This is a genomic window from Caulobacter sp. GW821-FHT12A07 (genome assembly GCF_058807655.1).
In genome coordinates, this window is the sequence record NZ_JBXAQX010000014.1 from 46,426 (window position 1) to 62,823 (window position 16,398).

Consider the following 16,398-nt stretch of genomic DNA (forward strand, 5'->3'; position numbering starts at 1 on the left):
CTCCGCCTCGTTTTTTTGATCGCACTATCGAGGTTCAAGCATGTTTGTCGCCGCTCTTCTCGCCAGCGCCGTCGCAGCGCCCGATCCCGCCGCCTTCGGCCAGGCCTGCGCGGCGTTGCAGGGCAGGGCGTTCGGCGACCTGGTGGTCACCGGCGCCCAGGAGGTCGCGGCGGGGTCGGCTCCGCCGCCGGTGCTGATGTCGCCGAACGGCGGCGGGCCCGCCGTCCGGCCGCCGCTGCCGGCGCACTGCCTGGTCACCGCCGACATCGCCCGCCGCACCGGGGCCGACGGCCAGCCCTACGCCGTCAAGATCGAGCTGCGGGTGCCCGCCGACTGGAACGGGCGCTTCCTCTACCAGGGCGGCGGCGGCATGAACGGGGTGGTGATGACCGCGCTCGGCGAGCCGACGCCGTCGGGCAGCCGCGAGCCGCCGGCCCTGGCGCGCGGCTTCGCGGTGGTCTCCACCGACAGCGGTCACCAGTCCGCCAACCCCGCCGACTCCCGCTTCGCCAAGGACCAGCAGGCCAAGCTCGACTACGGCTATGCCGCGATCGGCAAGGTCACCGCCGGCTCCAAGCTGCTGATCGGCGAGCTGACCGGCCGCGCGCCGGCTAAGAGCTACTTCATGGGCTGCTCGAACGGCGGCCGTGAGGCCCTGATCGCCGCCCAGCGCTATCCCACCGAGTTCGACGGCGTCATCGCCGCCAACCCGGCCTTCGAGCTCAGCCGGGCTGCGATCCTGTCGACCTATTCGGCCAATGTCTTCGCCGCCGCGGCCGCCCGTCGCCAGACCGACGCCTCGCGCCTGCTGACCCCGGCCGACGGCGCCTTGCTGCAAAAGGCGATCCTGGCCCAGTGCGACGACCTCGACGGCGCCAAGGACGGCATGATCTTCGGCGCCTGCCGCTTCGACATCCGCAAGATCACCTGCAAGGGCAAGGCGACCGAGGGCTGCCTGGCGTCGGATAAGGCCGAAGCGATCGAAAAGGCCTTCCGCGGCCCCCGCGACCGCGACGGCAAGGCGGTGGTCGGCAGTTGGCCCTACGACGCCAGCCAGTTCAGTCAGGGCTGGCGGATCTGGCAGACCGGCGCGCCCACCCCGAACGGCGGCGCCTTCACCCTGCTGCGCGACCTGGTGACCAATTCCCTCAGCGACTATTTCGCCTTCCCGGCCCTCCCGCGGCCGATCGCCACCGACGACGTCGCGCCGCTGCTGAAGGCCGTGGCGGCCACCGCGGCCTATACCGACGCCGACGCCACCGACTTCCGCACCTTCGAGGCGCGCGGCGGCAAGCTGATCCTGGTCACCGGCGGCTCGGATCCGATCTTCTCGGCCCCGCAACTGGAGGCTTGGTACGGCCGGATGTCGTCGGACATGCAGACGGCCACCGGCCGGCCCGCCGCCGACTTCGCCCGCCTGTTCGTCGTGCCGGGCATGGAGCATTGCGGCGGCGGGGCGGGTCTGGACGACTTCGATCCGCTGCCGTCCCTGGTGGCCTGGACTGAGGGCAAGCCAGGCCCCGACCTCTTCGTGGCCAAGGGGCAGGCCTTCCCGGGCGTGACCCGTCCGATCTGCGCCTATCCGGCCGCCGCCCGCTACGACGGCAAGGGTCCGGTGCAGGACGCCGGGAGCTTCCAATGCAAGGCGCCCAAGGCCGAGTGAGGGGGGGCTGGCGACCGGTCAATTCGGTGTTGACGATACTGTTTGTCAGGCATACGAATTGATCAACAAACGAACGCGTCAGGGAGCGAAGCGTGGAAGAGATCGAGGCGTTCGGCGCCCTGGGCGAACGCCTGGGTCTCCAGCTTCACTATGCCGACGTCCGCGCCATGGCGGCCCTGGCCGAGCGCCTGGCCCCGCTGGGCGTGACGCCAGCCCGGGCGACCGCCGTCGTCTACATCGCCCTGCACGAGGGCTGCGACCAGATCACCCTGGGCCGCGCGCTCGGGGTCAATCGCGCCAGCACCATGAAGGCGGTCGACGAGCTGGAAGCGCTGGGCGTCCTCGAACGCCGTCCCGGCCGCGACCGCCGCACCAACGCCCTGCACCTGACGCCGGCCGGCGCCGCCTTGCGCCACCAGGTCGAGGCCGTGACCCGCGAGCACGACATCGCGGCCTTCGCGCCGCTCGACCCGGCCGAACGCGCTGAGCTGGGCCGCCTGCTGGCCAAGCTCCGCCTCAATGACGACGCCGCCGATCAGGGCGACGCCGCGATCGCCGCTTCCAAGGAAGGATGACCATGAGCACGACGTTCGAACGCCGCGACCCGGTGACCGGCGCGGTCGCCAGCACCTCCGAGGCGATGACCGTGGCGCAGGCGCAAGCCGCCGCCGACGCCGCCCAGGCCGCCTTCGCCGGCTGGAGCGCCCTGGGGCCCAACGCCCGTCGCGCCCTGCTGTCCAAGGCCGCCGACGCGCTGGAGGCCAAGGCCGGCGGCTTCGTCGAGGCGATGATGGGCGAGATCGGCGCCACCGAGGGCTGGGCGCGGTTCAACCTGATGCTGGCCGTCGGCATCGTCCGCGAGGCCGCCGCCCTGACCACCCAAGTCGCCGGCGAGGTGATCCCGTCCGACAAGCCCGGCTGCATCTCCATGGCCGTGCGCGAGCCGGCCGGGGTGGTGCTGGGCGTGGCCCCCTGGAACGCCCCGATCATCCTGGGCGTGCGGGCCATCGCCACGCCCCTGGCCTGCGGCAACACCGTGGTGCTGAAGGCCTCGGAGACCTGCCCGCGCACCCACAGCCTGATCATCGAGGCCTTCGCCGAAGCTGGCCTGCCGCCTGGCGTGGTCAATGTGGTGACCAACGCGCCGGCCGACGCCGGCGAGATCGTCGGCGCCCTGATCGACCATCCGGCCGTGCGGCGCGTGAACTTCACCGGCTCGACCGCCGTCGGCAAGATCATCGCCAGGCGCTGCGCCGAGCACCTGAAGCCGGCCTTGCTGGAGCTGGGCGGCAAGGCCCCGCTGATCGTGCTGGACGACGCCGACCTGGACGAGGCGGTCAAGGCGGCCGCCTTCGGGGCCTTCATGAACCAGGGCCAGATCTGCATGTCGACCGAGCGGATCATCGTCGTCGAGGCCGTCGCCGACGCCTTCGTCGACAAGTTCAAGGCCAAGGTCGCCACCCTGACGGCCGGCGATCCGCGCGCCGGCAAGACGCCGCTGGGCGCGGTGGTCGATCTCAAGACCGTCGGCCATGTCGAGGGCCTGGTGGCCGACGCGGTCGGCGCCGGCGCGGTGCGGGTCAACGGCGGGCCGGCCGACGGGGTGCTGATGCCGGCCACCGTGGTCGACAAGGTCACGCCGGAGATGAAGCTGTTTCGCGAGGAGAGCTTCGGTCCGGTGGTCGGGATCACCCGCGCCCGCGACGAGGCCCACGCCATCGAACTGGCCAACGACACCGAATACGGCCTGTCGGCGGCGGTCTTCACCCGCGACACCGCCCGCGGCCTGCGTGTCGCCCGCCAGATCAAATCCGGCATCTGCCACGTCAACGGCCCGACCGTGCACGACGAGGCCCAGATGCCGTTCGGCGGGGTCAAGGCCAGCGGCTACGGCCGGTTCGGCGGCAAGGCCGGGATCGAGGCCTTCACCGACCTGCGCTGGATCACCATCGAGACCCAGCCCGGCCATTTCCCGATCTGACGCGTCGCGTCGCCCCCAAACACTTCGATTTGCAAGGACCGCCCGATGACCGAGGTCAACGACACCGCCACCTTCACGGTCGAGAACCGCATCGCCTGGGTGAAGTTCAACCGTCCTGAAAAGCGCAACTGCATGAGCCCGACCCTGAACCGTCGGATGATGGAGGTGCTGGACGAGTTGGAATACCGCGACGATGTCGGGGTGGTGGTGCTGACCGGCGAGGGCTCGGCCTGGTCGGCGGGCATGGACCTGAAGGAATATTTCCGCGAGACCGAAGCCAAGGGTCTGGGCGCGGTGCGCCAGGCCCAGCGCGAGTCCTACGGCTGGTGGCGGCGCCTGCGCTGGTACAACAAGCCGACCATCGCCATGGTCAACGGCTGGTGCTTCGGCGGCGGCTACGGCCCGCTCTATTCCTGCGACCTGGCGATCGCCGCCGACGAAGCCCAGTTCGCCCTGTCGGAGATCAACTGGGGCATCCTGCCCGGAGGCGGGGCCACGAAGGTGGTCGTCGACCTGATCCCGATGCGCGACGCCATGTACCACGCCCTGACCGGCGAGCTGATCGATGGCCAGAAGGCCGCCCAGTGGCGCCTGGTGAACGAAAGCGTGCCGCTCGCTCAGCTTGAAACGCGGGTTCGCGAGCTCGCCGAGGTGCTGCTCAAGAAGAACCCGGTGGCCCTGAAGGCGACCAAGGACGCGGTCCGCAGGGTCAAGGAAATGACCTACGACAACGCCGAGGACTATCTGGTCAGGGCCCAGGAAGCGGCCAATTCCTTCGACAACGACGGTCGCAAGGAGGGCATCAAGCAGTTCATCGACGACAAGACCTACAAGCCCGGACTGGGCGCCTACGATCTGGCCAAGCAGAGCTGAGACGGGGCAGGGAGGAAACGGCGAAAAGGGGAGGGTTCCATGAGCGGCCCCATCGACCATGTCGGCCTGCAGGCCAGGCTCCAGCCCACGCGTCTTGCGGCCGTAGACCTGGCCAGCGGGCGGCGCTGGATCTACGCTGAGCTCGACGCCGACGTCGCCGCCTGCGCCCGCGTGCTGGTCGAGCGCGGCGTGGCGCTCGGCGAGCGGGTCGTCAGCCTGGCCCGCAACCGCGTCGAGCTCGTGATCCTGCACCTGGCCTGCGCCCGGATCGGGGCTGTGTATGCGCCGCTGAACTGGCGGCTGAGCCCGCCCGAAATCCTGGCCCTGGTCGAGGACGCCGATCCCAAGCTGGTGGTCGGCGACCAGGAGCTCGACCGCGTCGGGCTGGAGGGCCTCTCCCTAGACCGCCTGGCCGCCGAGATCGCCGCCGCCGATCCGTTTGAAGCCGCGCCGTTCGATCGCGACCGGCCGTCGCTGATCCTCTACACCTCGGGCACCTCCGGCCGTCCCAAGGGCGTGGTGCTGTCCGAGCGCAATCTCGACCACACGGCGGTCAATTTCGGGCGCCTGGGACAGGTGACGCACCAGAGCGCCTTCCTGATCGACGCGCCGATGTTCCACGTTCTGGGCCTGGTCACCACGGTGCGGCCGCCCTTGCTGCACGGCGGGACGATCCTGGTCTCGGACGGGTTCGAGCCGGCCCGCACCCTGGCGCGATTGTCCGATCCGGCCTTAAGCGTCAGCCATTATTTCTGCGTGCCGCAGATGGCCCAGGCCCTGCGTCTGCACCCGGACCTGGCCCCCGACCGCCTGGCCGGCCTGACCGCGATCTTCACCGGCGGGGCGCCGCACGCGGCCGCCGACATCCGCGCCTGGCTGGCGATCGGCGTGCCGGTGGTCGACGGCTTTGGCATGAGCGAGACCGGCACGGTGTTCGGCATGCCGGTCGATCCGGCCCAAATCGACGCCCGTGCCGGCTCGGTGGGCGTGGCCTTGCCGGGCGTGCGCAGCCGCATCGTCGACGCCGCCGGCCGAGACTGTCCGGACGACCAGCCCGGCGAACTGTTGCTGAAGGGCGACAACGTCTTTGCCGGCTACTGGCGGCGTCCGGACGACACCGCCGCGGCCTTCACCGCCGACGGCTGGTTCCGCACCGGCGACATCGCCCGCGCCGACGCCGAGGGCTTCCACTGGCTGGTCGATCGCAAGAAGGACATGTTCATCTCGGGCGGCGAGAACGTCTATCCGGCCGAGATCGAGGCGGCCCTGGCCGACCATCCCGGCATCGCCGAATGCGCGGTGCTGGGCCTGCCCGATCCCCGCTGGGGCGAGGTGGGACACCTGATCCTCGTGCCGAGGGCGGGCGCCGTCGTCAGCCATTCCGCCGTCGTCGCGCACCTGGAGCTTCGGCTGGCCCGCTACAAGCTGCCCAAGGCCACGACTGTCGTCGACAGCCTACCGCGCACCGGCTCGGGCAAGATCCAGAAGGCCGTTCTCAAGGCCCTGATCCTGGAAAGGACCCCCGCATGAGCCCTCCGCCCATCAGCCGGCGCGGGCTGGGTCTCGGCGTCGCCGCCGCCGGCCTGGCGGGCGCGACGCAGGCTGCCGCCGCGAACCCGCCGCCGACGCTCACACACGTCTTCGACCTCGCCGTCGAGGTCGGGCCGGCCCAGGAACTGGGCGAGGTCGGCGGCGGGCGGCGACGGGTGATCCCGATCACCGGCGGCAGCCTGACCGGTCCGGGCCTGTCGGGTGAGGTGCTGCGGGGCGGCGCCGACTGGCAGACCATTAGGCCCGACGGTGTCACCCTGCTTCAGGCCCGCTACACCGTGCGCATGGCCGACGGGGCGACGATCGGGATCATCAACACCGGCGTACGCAGGGCCGACGCAGACGTCGTGCGCCGCCTGACCGCCGGCGAGGACGTGGATCCGTCGCTCTACTATTTCCGCGCCACGCCGGTCTTCGAGGTCGGGCCGGGGCCGTATCTGTGGCTGACCGAAAGCATCTTCGTCAGCGCCGGCGCGCGACGGCCGCGCCGGGTGGAACTGGGCGTCTTCAAGGTCGCCTGACGGGTCCGGAAAACGCTGTGATAAAGACCAAGCGCCCGCCAAGGGCCGGGAGGAAACGATGACCACGGGATCGCAGGCCGTGCGCCGACCAGCCATGGAAAGCGGGGCGCTCACCGTCCTGCTGTGCTTCCTCGTCGCCGTGCTCGAAGGCTTCGACATCCAGGCCATGGGCGTGGCGGCGCCGAAGCTGGGACCGGAACTGGGCCTGGCCAAGGCCGTGCTGGGCGAGGCCCTGGCCGCCAGCAATATCGGCCTGGTGCTGGGCGCGGTGCTCGGCGGCTGGCTGGCCGACCGCCTGGGGCGCAAGGCCGTGCTGATGGGGGCCGTGCTCGGCTTCGGCGGCTTCACCCTGCTGACCATGTTCGCCCACGACTTCTCGATGCTGTTCGCCGCGCGGCTGGGCGCGGGGCTGGGCTTCGGCGCGGCCCTGCCCAACATCATGGCCCTGGCCGCCGAGGTGGCGCCGGCCGGCAAGCGCGGCTCGACCGGCACGATGATGTTCTGCGGCATGCCGTTGGGCGGCGGGTTGGTGGCCCTGGTCAGCTGGCTGAACCCAAACCTCGACTGGCGGCATCTGTTCCTGATTGGCGGTCTGGCGCCGCTGCTGCTGGCCCCGCTGATCCTGGTGCTGATGAAGGAGACAGCGCGGCCCGCGTCGTCGTCCTCCGGCGGCGCGGCCTGGACGTGGCTGGGCCTGATCCCGCTCTACGGCCTGTCCTACCTGGCCCTGCTGTGGCTCGGCGGCCTTCCGGGCCTGGGATCGCTGCGCGGCCTGGCGCCCTGGCTGGCGACCCTGCCGACGGTGATCATCGCCTACATGATCGTGAACCGCGCCGCCCTGTTCGGCGAGCGCCGGGCCTTGCCCTCGCTGCTGCTGTGGCTGGTGTTCTTTCCGACCCTGCTGATCCTTTACCTGGTGCTGAACTGGCTGCCGACCCTGGTCATCGCCAAGGGCTTCGCGCCCCAGGCCAGCCTGGCCTCGGCCTGCTTCAACTTCGCCAGCGTCGTCGGCGCCCTGATCCTGGGGCGGCTGGTCGATCGCTTCGGCCTGCGCTGGCCGATGATCGCCGGCTATGTCGGCCTGACCGCGAGCCTGATGCTGCTGGCCCGGGCCGACGGCCTGGCCGCGGTGCTGGCTCTGAGCGGCGCGGTCGGCTTCTTCGTGCTGGGCGCCAACTACGCCCTCTACGGGGCGGCCGCCTCCTACTATCCGGCGCTGGCGCGGGGCAGGGGATCCGGCGCGGCCGTCGCCTGGGGGCGCCTCGGGGCCGTGGTCGGACCCCTGGTCGGCGGACAGCTTCTCCAGGCGGGCGATACCGCCGGATCGGTCGTCGCCGCGATGGCCCCGCTGGCCTTGACGGCTCTGGTCGGGATCGTGCTGCTGACGTTCCTAGAGCCTCCGCGGCACTAGACGCTCGCTCGCGCGGGTGGTCCGCAAGCGCCTCCAGGCCCGGGGACCAGGGCGACGCTTCGATGCCTGCGACTAGGCGACCCGTCGTGACACGCCGCCGATCGACTCGGGCGCATCCACATTCAAATGAGCCCGCAGCAGATCGACCAGTTCGAGATGGAGTTGCGTGGGCGCGCGATCCGCCCGGCTGACGACGTCGATCCCGAGGCCTGCTTCGACCGGAAAGAACGGCATCTTCGCAAGCGCCAGGCCGCCGCAACGGCTTTCGTGCTCGGTCATCAGCGCCAGCCGGTCGCTGCCGGCGACGAAGTGGCCGACGATGGCCCCCTCGGAGGCGGCGAAGGCGACCTGAGGCGGGGACATGCCGGCGAACAGCGTCTCGCGCGCGGTTTCGCGCGCCGAGCCCGGCGTTCCCCCAACCCAGTCATAGGCGATCAACTGGTCGAGCGTGGCGGTTTCCGAGCCGCTCAAGGGGTGTCCAGGCCGTCCGAACACGAAATAGGGCGTGCTGACCAGCCGCTCCCTGATCTGGTCGCGCGCGATTGCCTCGATGTCGCCGACGACGAGGTCGACCTCGCCCGCGCGCAGCCTTTCCACCAATTCGACTGGGCCCTCGCGAAGCACCGTAATGCGCGCGCCGGCATGCCGCGTCGCCAGTTCGGCCAGGACGCGCGCCAGGAAGCGGTTGCCGAACGCCTGGGCGGCGCCGACGACGATGGATTTCTCGGCGTTGGTCTGCTGTGCGTGCAGTTCGCGGATCCCGATCGCCAGATCCTCCAGGAGGGCGCGAAGGCGTTCGGCGAACGCCTGGGCCCGCGGGGTGAAGCGGGTCCCGTCCGGCGTGCGGACGAAAAGCGGTCCGGTCAGCTTTTCCAGGACGCCGGCCGATCGACGCAGTCCCTCCCGCGTCACGCCGCCGGCGAGCGCCGCCCGCTCGAGGGACCCGGTCTCGAGCACGCCTGACAGGGTCCTCACCTGGGCGGGGGTCAGGCGATGCCCCACGGCCTTGGGGTCGGCCGGACCAAGATCGGCGATCACCTCGTCCAGTTGGGCGCAGATCCGATCGACCCGGGCGTGAAACAGCCTGCCGAGCGGGGTCAGGGTCATGCCGCCCAGGCCGCGTTCCAGCAGGCTCGCCGCCACCTTGTCCTGAAGCTGCGAAAGGGCCTGGGTCGCGGCGGGCTGGGAAACGCCACAGGCGTGCGCGGCGCGCTGTATGCCGCCGTGATGTCCCACGGCGGCGAACAGCCTCAGCTGCCTGAAGCTGATCGAGGCGCAGCGATCATGCACGTCCCTCGGGTTCATCGTCCGTCATCGATCCAGCGGCCACCGGCGATCTGGGCCAGGATTGCCGATCTAAATACCATCTAGGCTTGCCCTCCAGCAAGCCGACCGCCGGCCCGGATGAGGGGCGCCTTCCTCTACCTTCGCCATGGGCAGGGTCGCGAGACGCGCGGGCCCGACAGCGATCCGCCATGTCTGCGATCTGCGTGAAAATTATATAATAACGACAAAAACAAATATGCATGCGCGCAGCCGCCTGCGTGACAGTGCGGACAAATAAAACAATCGACAGGGGAGTGAACGTGCCAATGAGCCATCGGCTTTCGAAGGGCTTGCTGCTTAGCGCCAGCGTGTCCGCTCTGGCGTTGCCTGCGCATGCGCAGACCACGGCGGACGCCAGCGCCACCGTGAGTGAAGTGGTTGTCACCGGTTCGCGTATCCCGACCAACGGCGACAACAGTCCCACGCCGTTGACGGTCGTCAGCACCCAGCAGCTGCTGGCGTCGACCCCGACGTCCGTCGCAGCCGCCCTGCAGCAGCTGCCGGTGTTCCAAAACTCGATGGGCCAGAACAGCGGCACCGGCGGCGGCAATGGCGGGCCCAACGGCGCGGCCAACGCCCCCAATATCCGCAGCCTGGGCCTCTATCGCACCCTCACCCTGTTCGACGGCAAGCGGCTTCAGCCCAGCACCGACACGGGCCTGGTGACGATCGACATGTTCCCGCAGATGCTGCTGCAGCGGGTCGACGTCGTCACCGGCGGCGTCTCCGCGGTCTACGGTTCCGACGCCATATCGGGGGTCGTGAACTTCGTCACCGACGCCAAGTTCAACGGCCTGTCGGTAAAGGCCCAGCGCGGCGTTTCGGCGCGCGGCGACGATCGGACGACCGATATCGGCGTCGCCGCGGGAACGACCCTGTTCGACGGGCGCGGCCATGTCGAAGCCAGTCTCGAATACAATGACGATCCCGGCATTCTCGACATGTTCAGCCGCGATCTGGGGCAGCTCTGGCAGATCGAGGGCGGCGTCGCCGGCTCGACCGCGACGCCGGGCTCGGCGGCCAACCCGTTCAAGCTCTATTCGAACGTCCACAACGCCTCCCTGACGAGCGGCGGCCTGATCCGGTCGGGCCCGCTGGCCGGTCAGGCCTTCTCATCCAATGGGGTCCTGTCGGCCTTTCAGAACGGGGCCGCCACCGGCACCTCGGGTTTCCAGATCGGCGGCGACGGCGCCTACAACAACGACAGCTCGCTGAAAGGAGCCCTGCGCGCCAAGCGGGCGTTCGCGCGGTTCGACTACGACCTGACCGACACGCTGCACGTCTACCTGGAAGGGTTCGGCGCGAAGAACCGCAACGCGTACAACGACACCACGCTCACCATGAGCAATGTCACGCTGCGTTCGCAGAACCCCTTCCTGCCGGCCGCCTACCAGTATGGAACGGCCACGACCACCTTCACTCTTAGCAAGCAGCTCGGCCCGCAGCTTGGTCCGCACACCAAGGTCTTCGACCTCGGCAGCTACTTCGTGAACGGCGGGCTCAGGGGAAAGCTCGGCAACTACATCTGGGAATTGGGCGCGGCGCACGGCGTGTCGACCCAGAAGTGGACCACGGAACGCAACATAAACCTGCAGCACCTGGCGGCCGCGCTCGACTCCGTCTCGGTTGGCGGGAACATCGTGTGCCGGATCAACGCCGACGCCATCACCACCAACGACGACGCGGCTTGCGCGCCGTTCAATCCCTTCGGCCCGAATGCGGCCTCGGCGCAGTCGGTCGCGTATCTGACCGACAGGACCGTCGGTAAGGCCAAGGGAACGATCGCCGACATCACCGGATCCATCACCGGTTCGCCTTTCGACACCTGGGCGGGGCCGGTGAATGTCGCGCTGTCGGGTGAGTGGCGCCGCGTCGGCCTGTCGGCGACCAGCGAGGTCCCGCCGGAGGACAAGGCTGACTGCACCGGCATCCTCTACAACTGCACCCAGGGCACGACCAATCTTCACCAGGTCACCTTCGGCATCACGCCGCTGGTGCATCAGACCGTCCAGGAGGCGGCGCTGGAGGTCGAGGTCCCGCTGCTGAAGGACGTGTGGCTGGCGCAGGACCTGAGCGTCAATCTGGCCGGCCGCTACGCCAACTACGACAGCTTCGGCGGCGCATGGACCTGGAAGGTCGGCGGCGTCTGGCGGGTCAATGACGAGCTGACGATCCGGGCGACCCGCTCGCGCGATTTCAGGGCGCCCAACCTCAACAACCTCTACGGCCCCGGCACGGTCAGCCGCTCCACGGTGATTGACCAGCTCACCGGCGCGACCCTGGTCAATGCGCCCAATCAGGGCGGCGGCAATCCGGATCTGAAGCCCGAGATCGGCAACACCCTGACCGCGGGCGTGGTCTATCGGCCTGGCTGGCTGACCGGCGCCAGCGTCTCCGTCGATTTCTACGCCATCAAGATCAAGGACGCGATCACCGCCCTGAACGGGGCGAATGTGACCGTGCAGAAGCTCTGCATCGCCAGCGGGGGAACATCCTCGCTCTGTGATCTGATCGTCCGGCCCAACGGCTATACCGACACCAGCACGGCGAACAACGCGACCTACTTCTACACCCGCTCGGTCAACGCCGCGGAGATCTACACCAGGGGCGTGGACCTCGAGTCGAGCTACGCGACCCGGCTCCTGGGCCGGCCGCTCTCCCTTCGGGTGCTGACCACCTACCAGCCTGTCTTGCGCCAGGACACGCCGAGCATCGGGGTCGTCGACATGGCGGGCTACGCCTACGCCCCGGCCGGCGGCCTGGGCGCGTCTCCGAAATGGCGCGTGACCAGCTTCGCCAGCTATGCGCTGACCGAGCAGTTCAAGGCGACGGTATCGACCCGCTGGCGCAGCGCCCTCGGCTGGAACGCGGACAAGACGCTGGTCTATGACGAGCCCAAGATCTCGGCCTTCTGGACGGCCAACCTCAATCTCGCCTTTTCGCCCGAGATCCAGGGCGTCAGGCCCGAGTTCTTCTTCAATATCCAGAACCTCTTCGACAAGTCTCCGCCGATCGCGATCAACTCATCGGCCGACGCCGGGCGGTTCGGCGCCTACCTGCAGTCGGACGACCTGGTCGGCCGCTACTACACGACGGGCGTCCGTCTCAAGTTCTGATCATCGCGACAGCAACAAGCTCCTGGAAAGCACGAGACCATGGATCGTAGAATCTCCCGTCTGGCGTTGCTTGCGACGACGCTGATCGCGCCCCTGGCCATCGCCGCGGCCGTCGTCGCGCCGACGATCGCGCCGGCTCAGTCCGGGGCGAGCCCTCCGCCGACGGCCGCCCCGCCCGCCAACGGCGCGCTTCTGGCCGGGGCGGCGCGGATCGACATCACCCCCGCCGTCGAAGACCTGCCCAAGCCGTTCGAAGCCATCGAGAGCCGGCTCCATGTCCGGACCGTGGTGCTGGACTCGGGCGGCAAGCGCGCGGTGCTGGTGGTCGGCGACCTGCCGATGTTCGCGCCCGACATCTTCGAAGACACGATGGCGCGTATCGCCAAGGCCTCCGGCGCGCCGCCGGAGAACATCCTGCTGGCCGTCACCCACACCCACGACACGGTGCGGATGGACAACAATCCCGTCGGCATCATCCTGCCGGGATCCGAGAAGATCACCCGCATGACCACCGACGCCATCGTCGCGTCGGTGAAGCAGGCGATCGCCAACCGCCAGCCGGCGCGTGCGGGCTACGCCAACGGCGTTTTCCGGCTGGCCGGGCGCAATGAAGGCGGCCCAGGCGCCGAGGGGGCGGCCGAAAGCGGCCGAACCCAGAGCGCGGACGCCTCGATCGGCGTGTTCAAGGTCGAAACCCTGCAGGGCGAGCCCATCGCCCTGATGGTCAGCAACGGCCCGGGACCCGGCGTGCCGGGGCTGGGCGGCGGCAAGCGCTCGAAGGTCAGCGCCGACATGGTCGGCATGGTCGAGCGCTACGTCGAGCAACGCTTCGGCGACAAGGTCGTGGCGATGTACACGGTCGGCGCGCCGATGGGGATCGCGATGAACCCCGGGCGCAAGGGGGCGGGGCTGACCCCGCCCGAGCCGAACGCGGTCAAGGGCGCGGTGGCGACCGTGCTGGGCGAGGAGGTCGTGGCGACCGCGCTCAGGATCAAGACCTCGGACAAGCTGACGATCTCCGGCTCGCTCGAAGTCCTGATGTGTCCGGGCAAGTCGACGTTCCCGCTCAACAATCCGGGCGCATGCTCCGATGCGCCGGACTCGAAGCTGCCCCGATGCGTGTTCACCGACACCGACATCGCGCCCGTGCCGCTGCGGTTCGGAACCATCCAGCTCGGCGACTTCACGATCGTCCACAGCGACGCGAACGTGATGCCGCCGCTGTGGGTCAGGGTGAAGCAGGGCGCGCCCCGGCCCGCCAGCACCATGCTCGTGTCGCTGGGCTACGGCCCGGTCCACTACGTCGTGCCCGACGAGGACTATCCCTCCAACAGCTATCCGGTGACGGCGAGCATGGCCAAGCGCGGCTGCGCGGCGGGCGGCTTCGTCGAAGGCGCGCTCAAGATGGTCAACGCCTCCAGGGCCAGCGGCGGATGACGACCCCGGAGCGACCTTCAACCCAATCGAGATCGACCATGACAGATGTCCAACCTGGCAAGTTCCATCCCCAGGCCGCGCTGAAGGGCTACGCGCTCAACCGCATGTGCTTCACGCTCAATTCGGCGGAAAGCCGCGCCGCCTTCATCGCCGATCCGGACGGCTACTGCACGCGGTTCGGCCTCAACGACGAGGAAGTCGCGGCGGTGCGGTCGCGGGACAAGAAGCGGCTCTTCGCGGCGGGGGGGAACATGTACTTCCTGGCCAAGCTCGACAGGGTTCCCAAGCCGCAGGGAGACCGCTGATGGGCGTCGTCATCGGAGGACTGGGTACCAGCCACGTGCCGATGATCGGCCGGGCGATCGCGGCCAACAAGCAGGCCGAGGTGCCGTTCGCGCCGTTCTTCGCCAGCTTCGGCAGGGTCCATGCGTGGCTGGACGAGGCCAGGCCCGACGTCGTGATCGTCTTCTACAACGATCATGGCCTCAACTTCTTCCTCGACAACATGCCGACCTTCGCGATCGGGGTGGCGCACGACTATCGCAACGCCGACGAGGGGTGGGGCCCGCCCGAGCCGAGGACCTTCCGCGGCGACGCGGAACTCGCCTGGCACATCGTCGGGTCGCTGATGGCCGACGAGTTCGATGTCGCCACCTGCCAGGAGATGATCTTCGATCACGCCGGCATCACCGCCCTGGACCTGCTTTTTCCGGCCGAAGGCGCGGGGCACGGCGACATCCCCGTCGCCACGATCCCGATCATGATCAACGGCGTCCTGCCGCCGCTGCCGACGCCCGCCCGCTGCTACAAGCTGGGGCAGGCGATCGGTCGGGCCATTCGCTCCTTCCCCGGCGATCGCAGGGTCCTTCTGGTCGGCAGCGGCGGGCTGAGCCACGAGCTCGGCGTCAGCGGCAAGATCAACCAGGACTTCGACCGGCTGACCCTTGAGAAGATCGAGCACGACCCGCAAGCCCTGACCCAATTCACCAATGACGAGATCGTCGATCTGGCCGGCGCCCAGGGGCTGGAGCTGATGACCTGGCTGGCCATGCGCGGCGCGGCCGCGGGCGGCGACATCGTCACCAGCCTCTATCACGCCCCGATCTCGCATACCGGCGGCGCGATGATGCTGATCGACACACGCGAAGGCGAACGCTGATGACTAAGGCCGTTTCCCTGAGCGCGCCGACCGAAAAGGCGCCGCCGCGCGCCAAGCACTGGGGCATCTTGCTGCTGCTCTCGGTCGGCGTGCTGATCGCCTATGCCGACCGGTCGAGCATTTCCGCGGCGCTGGCCAACAAGGACTTCGTCCGTCACTTCGGCATGACGTCCGTCGGGCGCGGCTGGGTCGGGGCGGCGTTCTTCTGGGCCTATGCGGCCGCCCTGATGCCGCTGGGCTGGGTGGTCGACCGCTATGGCGCGAAGATTCCCTACGCCATCTGCTTCGCGCTCTGGTGTCTGGCCACGGCGGCGACCGGGGCTATGCCGGCCCTGATGGGCATCGTGATCATGCGCTCGCTGGTCGGGGCGGCCGAGGGGGTCGTGATGCCGGCCAGCTACCGCTGGATCCGCCACAACGTGCCCGAGCGCCACACCGGCGCGGCGCTGGGCGTGTTCTCGTTCGGCAACAAGGTCGGAACGGCCATCGGCGCGCCGATGGGCGCCTGGCTGATCACGGCCTCGGACTGGCGGCTGATGTTCGTCATCACCGGGGCGTGCGGCCTCGTGTGGCTCGTTCCCTGGATGATGCGCGTGCAGAACGACTTCCCGCGCAAGGACCAGCGCGCCGAGGCCCGGCGGCGGGCCGCCTCGGTGCCGTTCGGGCGCATCATCACCTCGCCGGTGGTCTGGGGCGGGATCATCGTCAACTTCTGCTACAGCTATTTCGTCTTCTTCTGCATGACCTGGATGCCGTCCTATCTGGTCGAGCAGCGCGGGTTGTCGCTGACCAATTCGGGGCTCTACACCTTCTTCAGCTTCGCCGGCATCGCGATCGTCGCCGTCGTCGCGGGCTGGGCGGCCGATCGCATCATCGACCGGGGCGGAGACCCGGTGGTGACGCGCAAGGTGTTCATCGTCGCCGGCTTCATCGGCGCGACGACGGTGTTGTTCGGCGCCTACGCCCACAGTCTGGGCGCGGCCCTGTTCTGGAACATCTTCTCGCTGTCGTGTCTTGGCCTCGCCAGCGCCAACAACCTCGCGCTCACCAAGGTCACGCTCATTCCACGGCCGGCCATCGGCATGATCGTCGGCGTCCAGCACGTCGCCGCGGGACTGTCCGGCGGCGCGGCGGCGGCCATCTCCGGCTGGCTGCTCCACGTCAGCGGCGGCTATCAGCTGCCGATGCTGGTGATCGTGGTGTTCCTGGTGCTGGGGGCCACGACGTCGGTCGTGCTGCTGCGCCCCAAATGGTCGCCGAAGGTGACGGACGGGGAGGCGTGATCCGTCCGCCGCCAACCCCTTGTGACGCGCCGATCCCAGGTTTCGGAAAATTTCCGGGCGGCGTTCGGGGGGAACTC

Annotated in this window: 13 protein-coding genes; 12 read left to right on the plus strand and 1 reads right to left on the minus strand. The window is 69.2% G+C overall.

Annotated elements, in window-relative coordinates:
- The first annotated feature begins 40 nt into the window (after nucleotides 1-40).
- The 7 genes from AC1RRS_RS22190 (at nucleotide 41) to AC1RRS_RS22220 (ending at nucleotide 8,000) form a co-directional block, all read left to right on the plus strand.
- Nucleotides 41-1,663: a tannase/feruloyl esterase family alpha/beta hydrolase gene (locus tag AC1RRS_RS22190; protein WP_492857052.1), complete on the plus strand. Its 1,623-nt coding sequence runs from the start codon at nucleotides 41-43 to the stop codon at nucleotides 1,661-1,663.
- Nucleotides 1,664-1,755: 92 nt separating this feature from the next.
- Nucleotides 1,756-2,238 (plus strand): MarR family winged helix-turn-helix transcriptional regulator, encoded by a 483-nt coding sequence (locus AC1RRS_RS22195; RefSeq protein ID WP_492857053.1) that lies wholly within the window; start codon nucleotides 1,756-1,758, stop codon nucleotides 2,236-2,238.
- Nucleotides 2,239-2,240: 2 nt separating this feature from the next.
- Nucleotides 2,241-3,644, plus strand: a complete 1,404-nt coding sequence (locus AC1RRS_RS22200; RefSeq protein ID WP_492857054.1) for an aldehyde dehydrogenase — start codon at nucleotides 2,241-2,243, stop codon at nucleotides 3,642-3,644.
- Nucleotides 3,645-3,689: 45 nt separating this feature from the next.
- Nucleotides 3,690-4,517: a p-hydroxycinnamoyl CoA hydratase/lyase gene (locus AC1RRS_RS22205; protein ID WP_492857055.1), complete on the plus strand. Its 828-nt coding sequence runs from the start codon at nucleotides 3,690-3,692 to the stop codon at nucleotides 4,515-4,517.
- Between the two features lie 39 nt (nucleotides 4,518-4,556).
- A complete protein-coding gene (locus tag AC1RRS_RS22210; protein ID WP_492857056.1) occupies nucleotides 4,557-6,047 on the plus strand; it encodes an AMP-binding protein in 1,491 nt (496 codons plus the stop codon).
- Nucleotides 6,044-6,589, plus strand: a complete 546-nt coding sequence (locus AC1RRS_RS22215; RefSeq protein ID WP_492857057.1) for a DUF3237 domain-containing protein — start codon at nucleotides 6,044-6,046, stop codon at nucleotides 6,587-6,589. Before AC1RRS_RS22210 ends, AC1RRS_RS22215 begins: the two co-directional genes overlap by 4 nt.
- A 58-nt stretch (nucleotides 6,590-6,647) precedes the next feature.
- Complete coding sequence (locus AC1RRS_RS22220) at nucleotides 6,648-8,000, plus strand: MFS transporter (RefSeq protein WP_492857058.1); 1,353 nt, start codon at nucleotides 6,648-6,650, stop codon at nucleotides 7,998-8,000.
- Nucleotides 8,001-8,072: 72 nt separating this feature from the next.
- Here AC1RRS_RS22220 and AC1RRS_RS22225 read toward each other — a convergent pair whose 3' ends face one another.
- Nucleotides 8,073-9,305: a LysR family transcriptional regulator gene (locus AC1RRS_RS22225; protein ID WP_492857059.1), complete on the minus strand. Its 1,233-nt coding sequence runs from the start codon at nucleotides 9,303-9,305 to the stop codon at nucleotides 8,073-8,075.
- Nucleotides 9,306-9,592: 287 nt separating this feature from the next.
- Between AC1RRS_RS22225 and AC1RRS_RS22230 the strand changes: the two genes are divergently transcribed.
- Genes AC1RRS_RS22230 through AC1RRS_RS22250 form a run of 5 tightly spaced genes read left to right on the plus strand, consistent with a single transcriptional unit; the run spans nucleotide 9,593 to nucleotide 16,321 of the window.
- Nucleotides 9,593-12,442: a TonB-dependent receptor domain-containing protein gene (locus AC1RRS_RS22230; RefSeq protein ID WP_492857060.1), complete on the plus strand. Its 2,850-nt coding sequence runs from the start codon at nucleotides 9,593-9,595 to the stop codon at nucleotides 12,440-12,442.
- A 39-nt stretch (nucleotides 12,443-12,481) separates the two neighbouring features.
- Entirely contained in the window at nucleotides 12,482-13,879 is a 1,398-nt protein-coding gene (locus AC1RRS_RS22235) for a hypothetical protein (RefSeq protein ID WP_492857061.1), read from the plus strand.
- A gap of 38 nt (nucleotides 13,880-13,917) precedes the next feature.
- Nucleotides 13,918-14,184, plus strand: a complete 267-nt coding sequence (locus AC1RRS_RS22240) for a hypothetical protein (RefSeq protein WP_492857062.1) — start codon at nucleotides 13,918-13,920, stop codon at nucleotides 14,182-14,184.
- Nucleotides 14,184-15,038, plus strand: a complete 855-nt coding sequence (locus AC1RRS_RS22245; protein WP_492857063.1) for a class III extradiol dioxygenase family protein — start codon at nucleotides 14,184-14,186, stop codon at nucleotides 15,036-15,038. Before AC1RRS_RS22240 ends, AC1RRS_RS22245 begins: the two co-directional genes overlap by 1 nt.
- Nucleotides 15,038-16,321 (plus strand): MFS transporter, encoded by a 1,284-nt coding sequence (locus tag AC1RRS_RS22250; protein ID WP_492857064.1) that lies wholly within the window; start codon nucleotides 15,038-15,040, stop codon nucleotides 16,319-16,321. Before AC1RRS_RS22245 ends, AC1RRS_RS22250 begins: the two co-directional genes overlap by 1 nt.
- Nucleotides 16,322-16,398: the final 77 nt, after the last annotated feature.

What these genes read in the sequence shown, in the direction of transcription:
- AC1RRS_RS22225 (WP_492857059.1), bottom strand. Translation starts at nt 9,305, where the DNA reads ATGAACCCGAGGGACGTGCATGATCGCTGCGCCTCGATCAGCTTCAGG.
- AC1RRS_RS22250 (WP_492857064.1), top strand. Translation starts at nt 15,038, where the DNA reads ATGACTAAGGCCGTTTCCCTGAGCGCGCCGACCGAAAAGGCGCCGCCG.
- AC1RRS_RS22230 (WP_492857060.1), top strand. Translation starts at nt 9,593, where the DNA reads ATGAGCCATCGGCTTTCGAAGGGCTTGCTGCTTAGCGCCAGCGTGTCC.
- AC1RRS_RS22190 (WP_492857052.1), top strand. Translation starts at nt 41, where the DNA reads ATGTTTGTCGCCGCTCTTCTCGCCAGCGCCGTCGCAGCGCCCGATCCC.
- AC1RRS_RS22215 (WP_492857057.1), top strand. Translation starts at nt 6,044, where the DNA reads ATGAGCCCTCCGCCCATCAGCCGGCGCGGGCTGGGTCTCGGCGTCGCC.
- AC1RRS_RS22220 (WP_492857058.1), top strand. Translation starts at nt 6,648, where the DNA reads ATGACCACGGGATCGCAGGCCGTGCGCCGACCAGCCATGGAAAGCGGG.
- AC1RRS_RS22245 (WP_492857063.1), top strand. Translation starts at nt 14,184, where the DNA reads ATGGGCGTCGTCATCGGAGGACTGGGTACCAGCCACGTGCCGATGATC.
- AC1RRS_RS22200 (WP_492857054.1), top strand. Translation starts at nt 2,241, where the DNA reads ATGAGCACGACGTTCGAACGCCGCGACCCGGTGACCGGCGCGGTCGCC.
- AC1RRS_RS22240 (WP_492857062.1), top strand. Translation starts at nt 13,918, where the DNA reads ATGACAGATGTCCAACCTGGCAAGTTCCATCCCCAGGCCGCGCTGAAG.
- AC1RRS_RS22235 (WP_492857061.1), top strand. Translation starts at nt 12,482, where the DNA reads ATGGATCGTAGAATCTCCCGTCTGGCGTTGCTTGCGACGACGCTGATC.
- AC1RRS_RS22210 (WP_492857056.1), top strand. Translation starts at nt 4,557, where the DNA reads ATGAGCGGCCCCATCGACCATGTCGGCCTGCAGGCCAGGCTCCAGCCC.
- AC1RRS_RS22205 (WP_492857055.1), top strand. Translation starts at nt 3,690, where the DNA reads ATGACCGAGGTCAACGACACCGCCACCTTCACGGTCGAGAACCGCATC.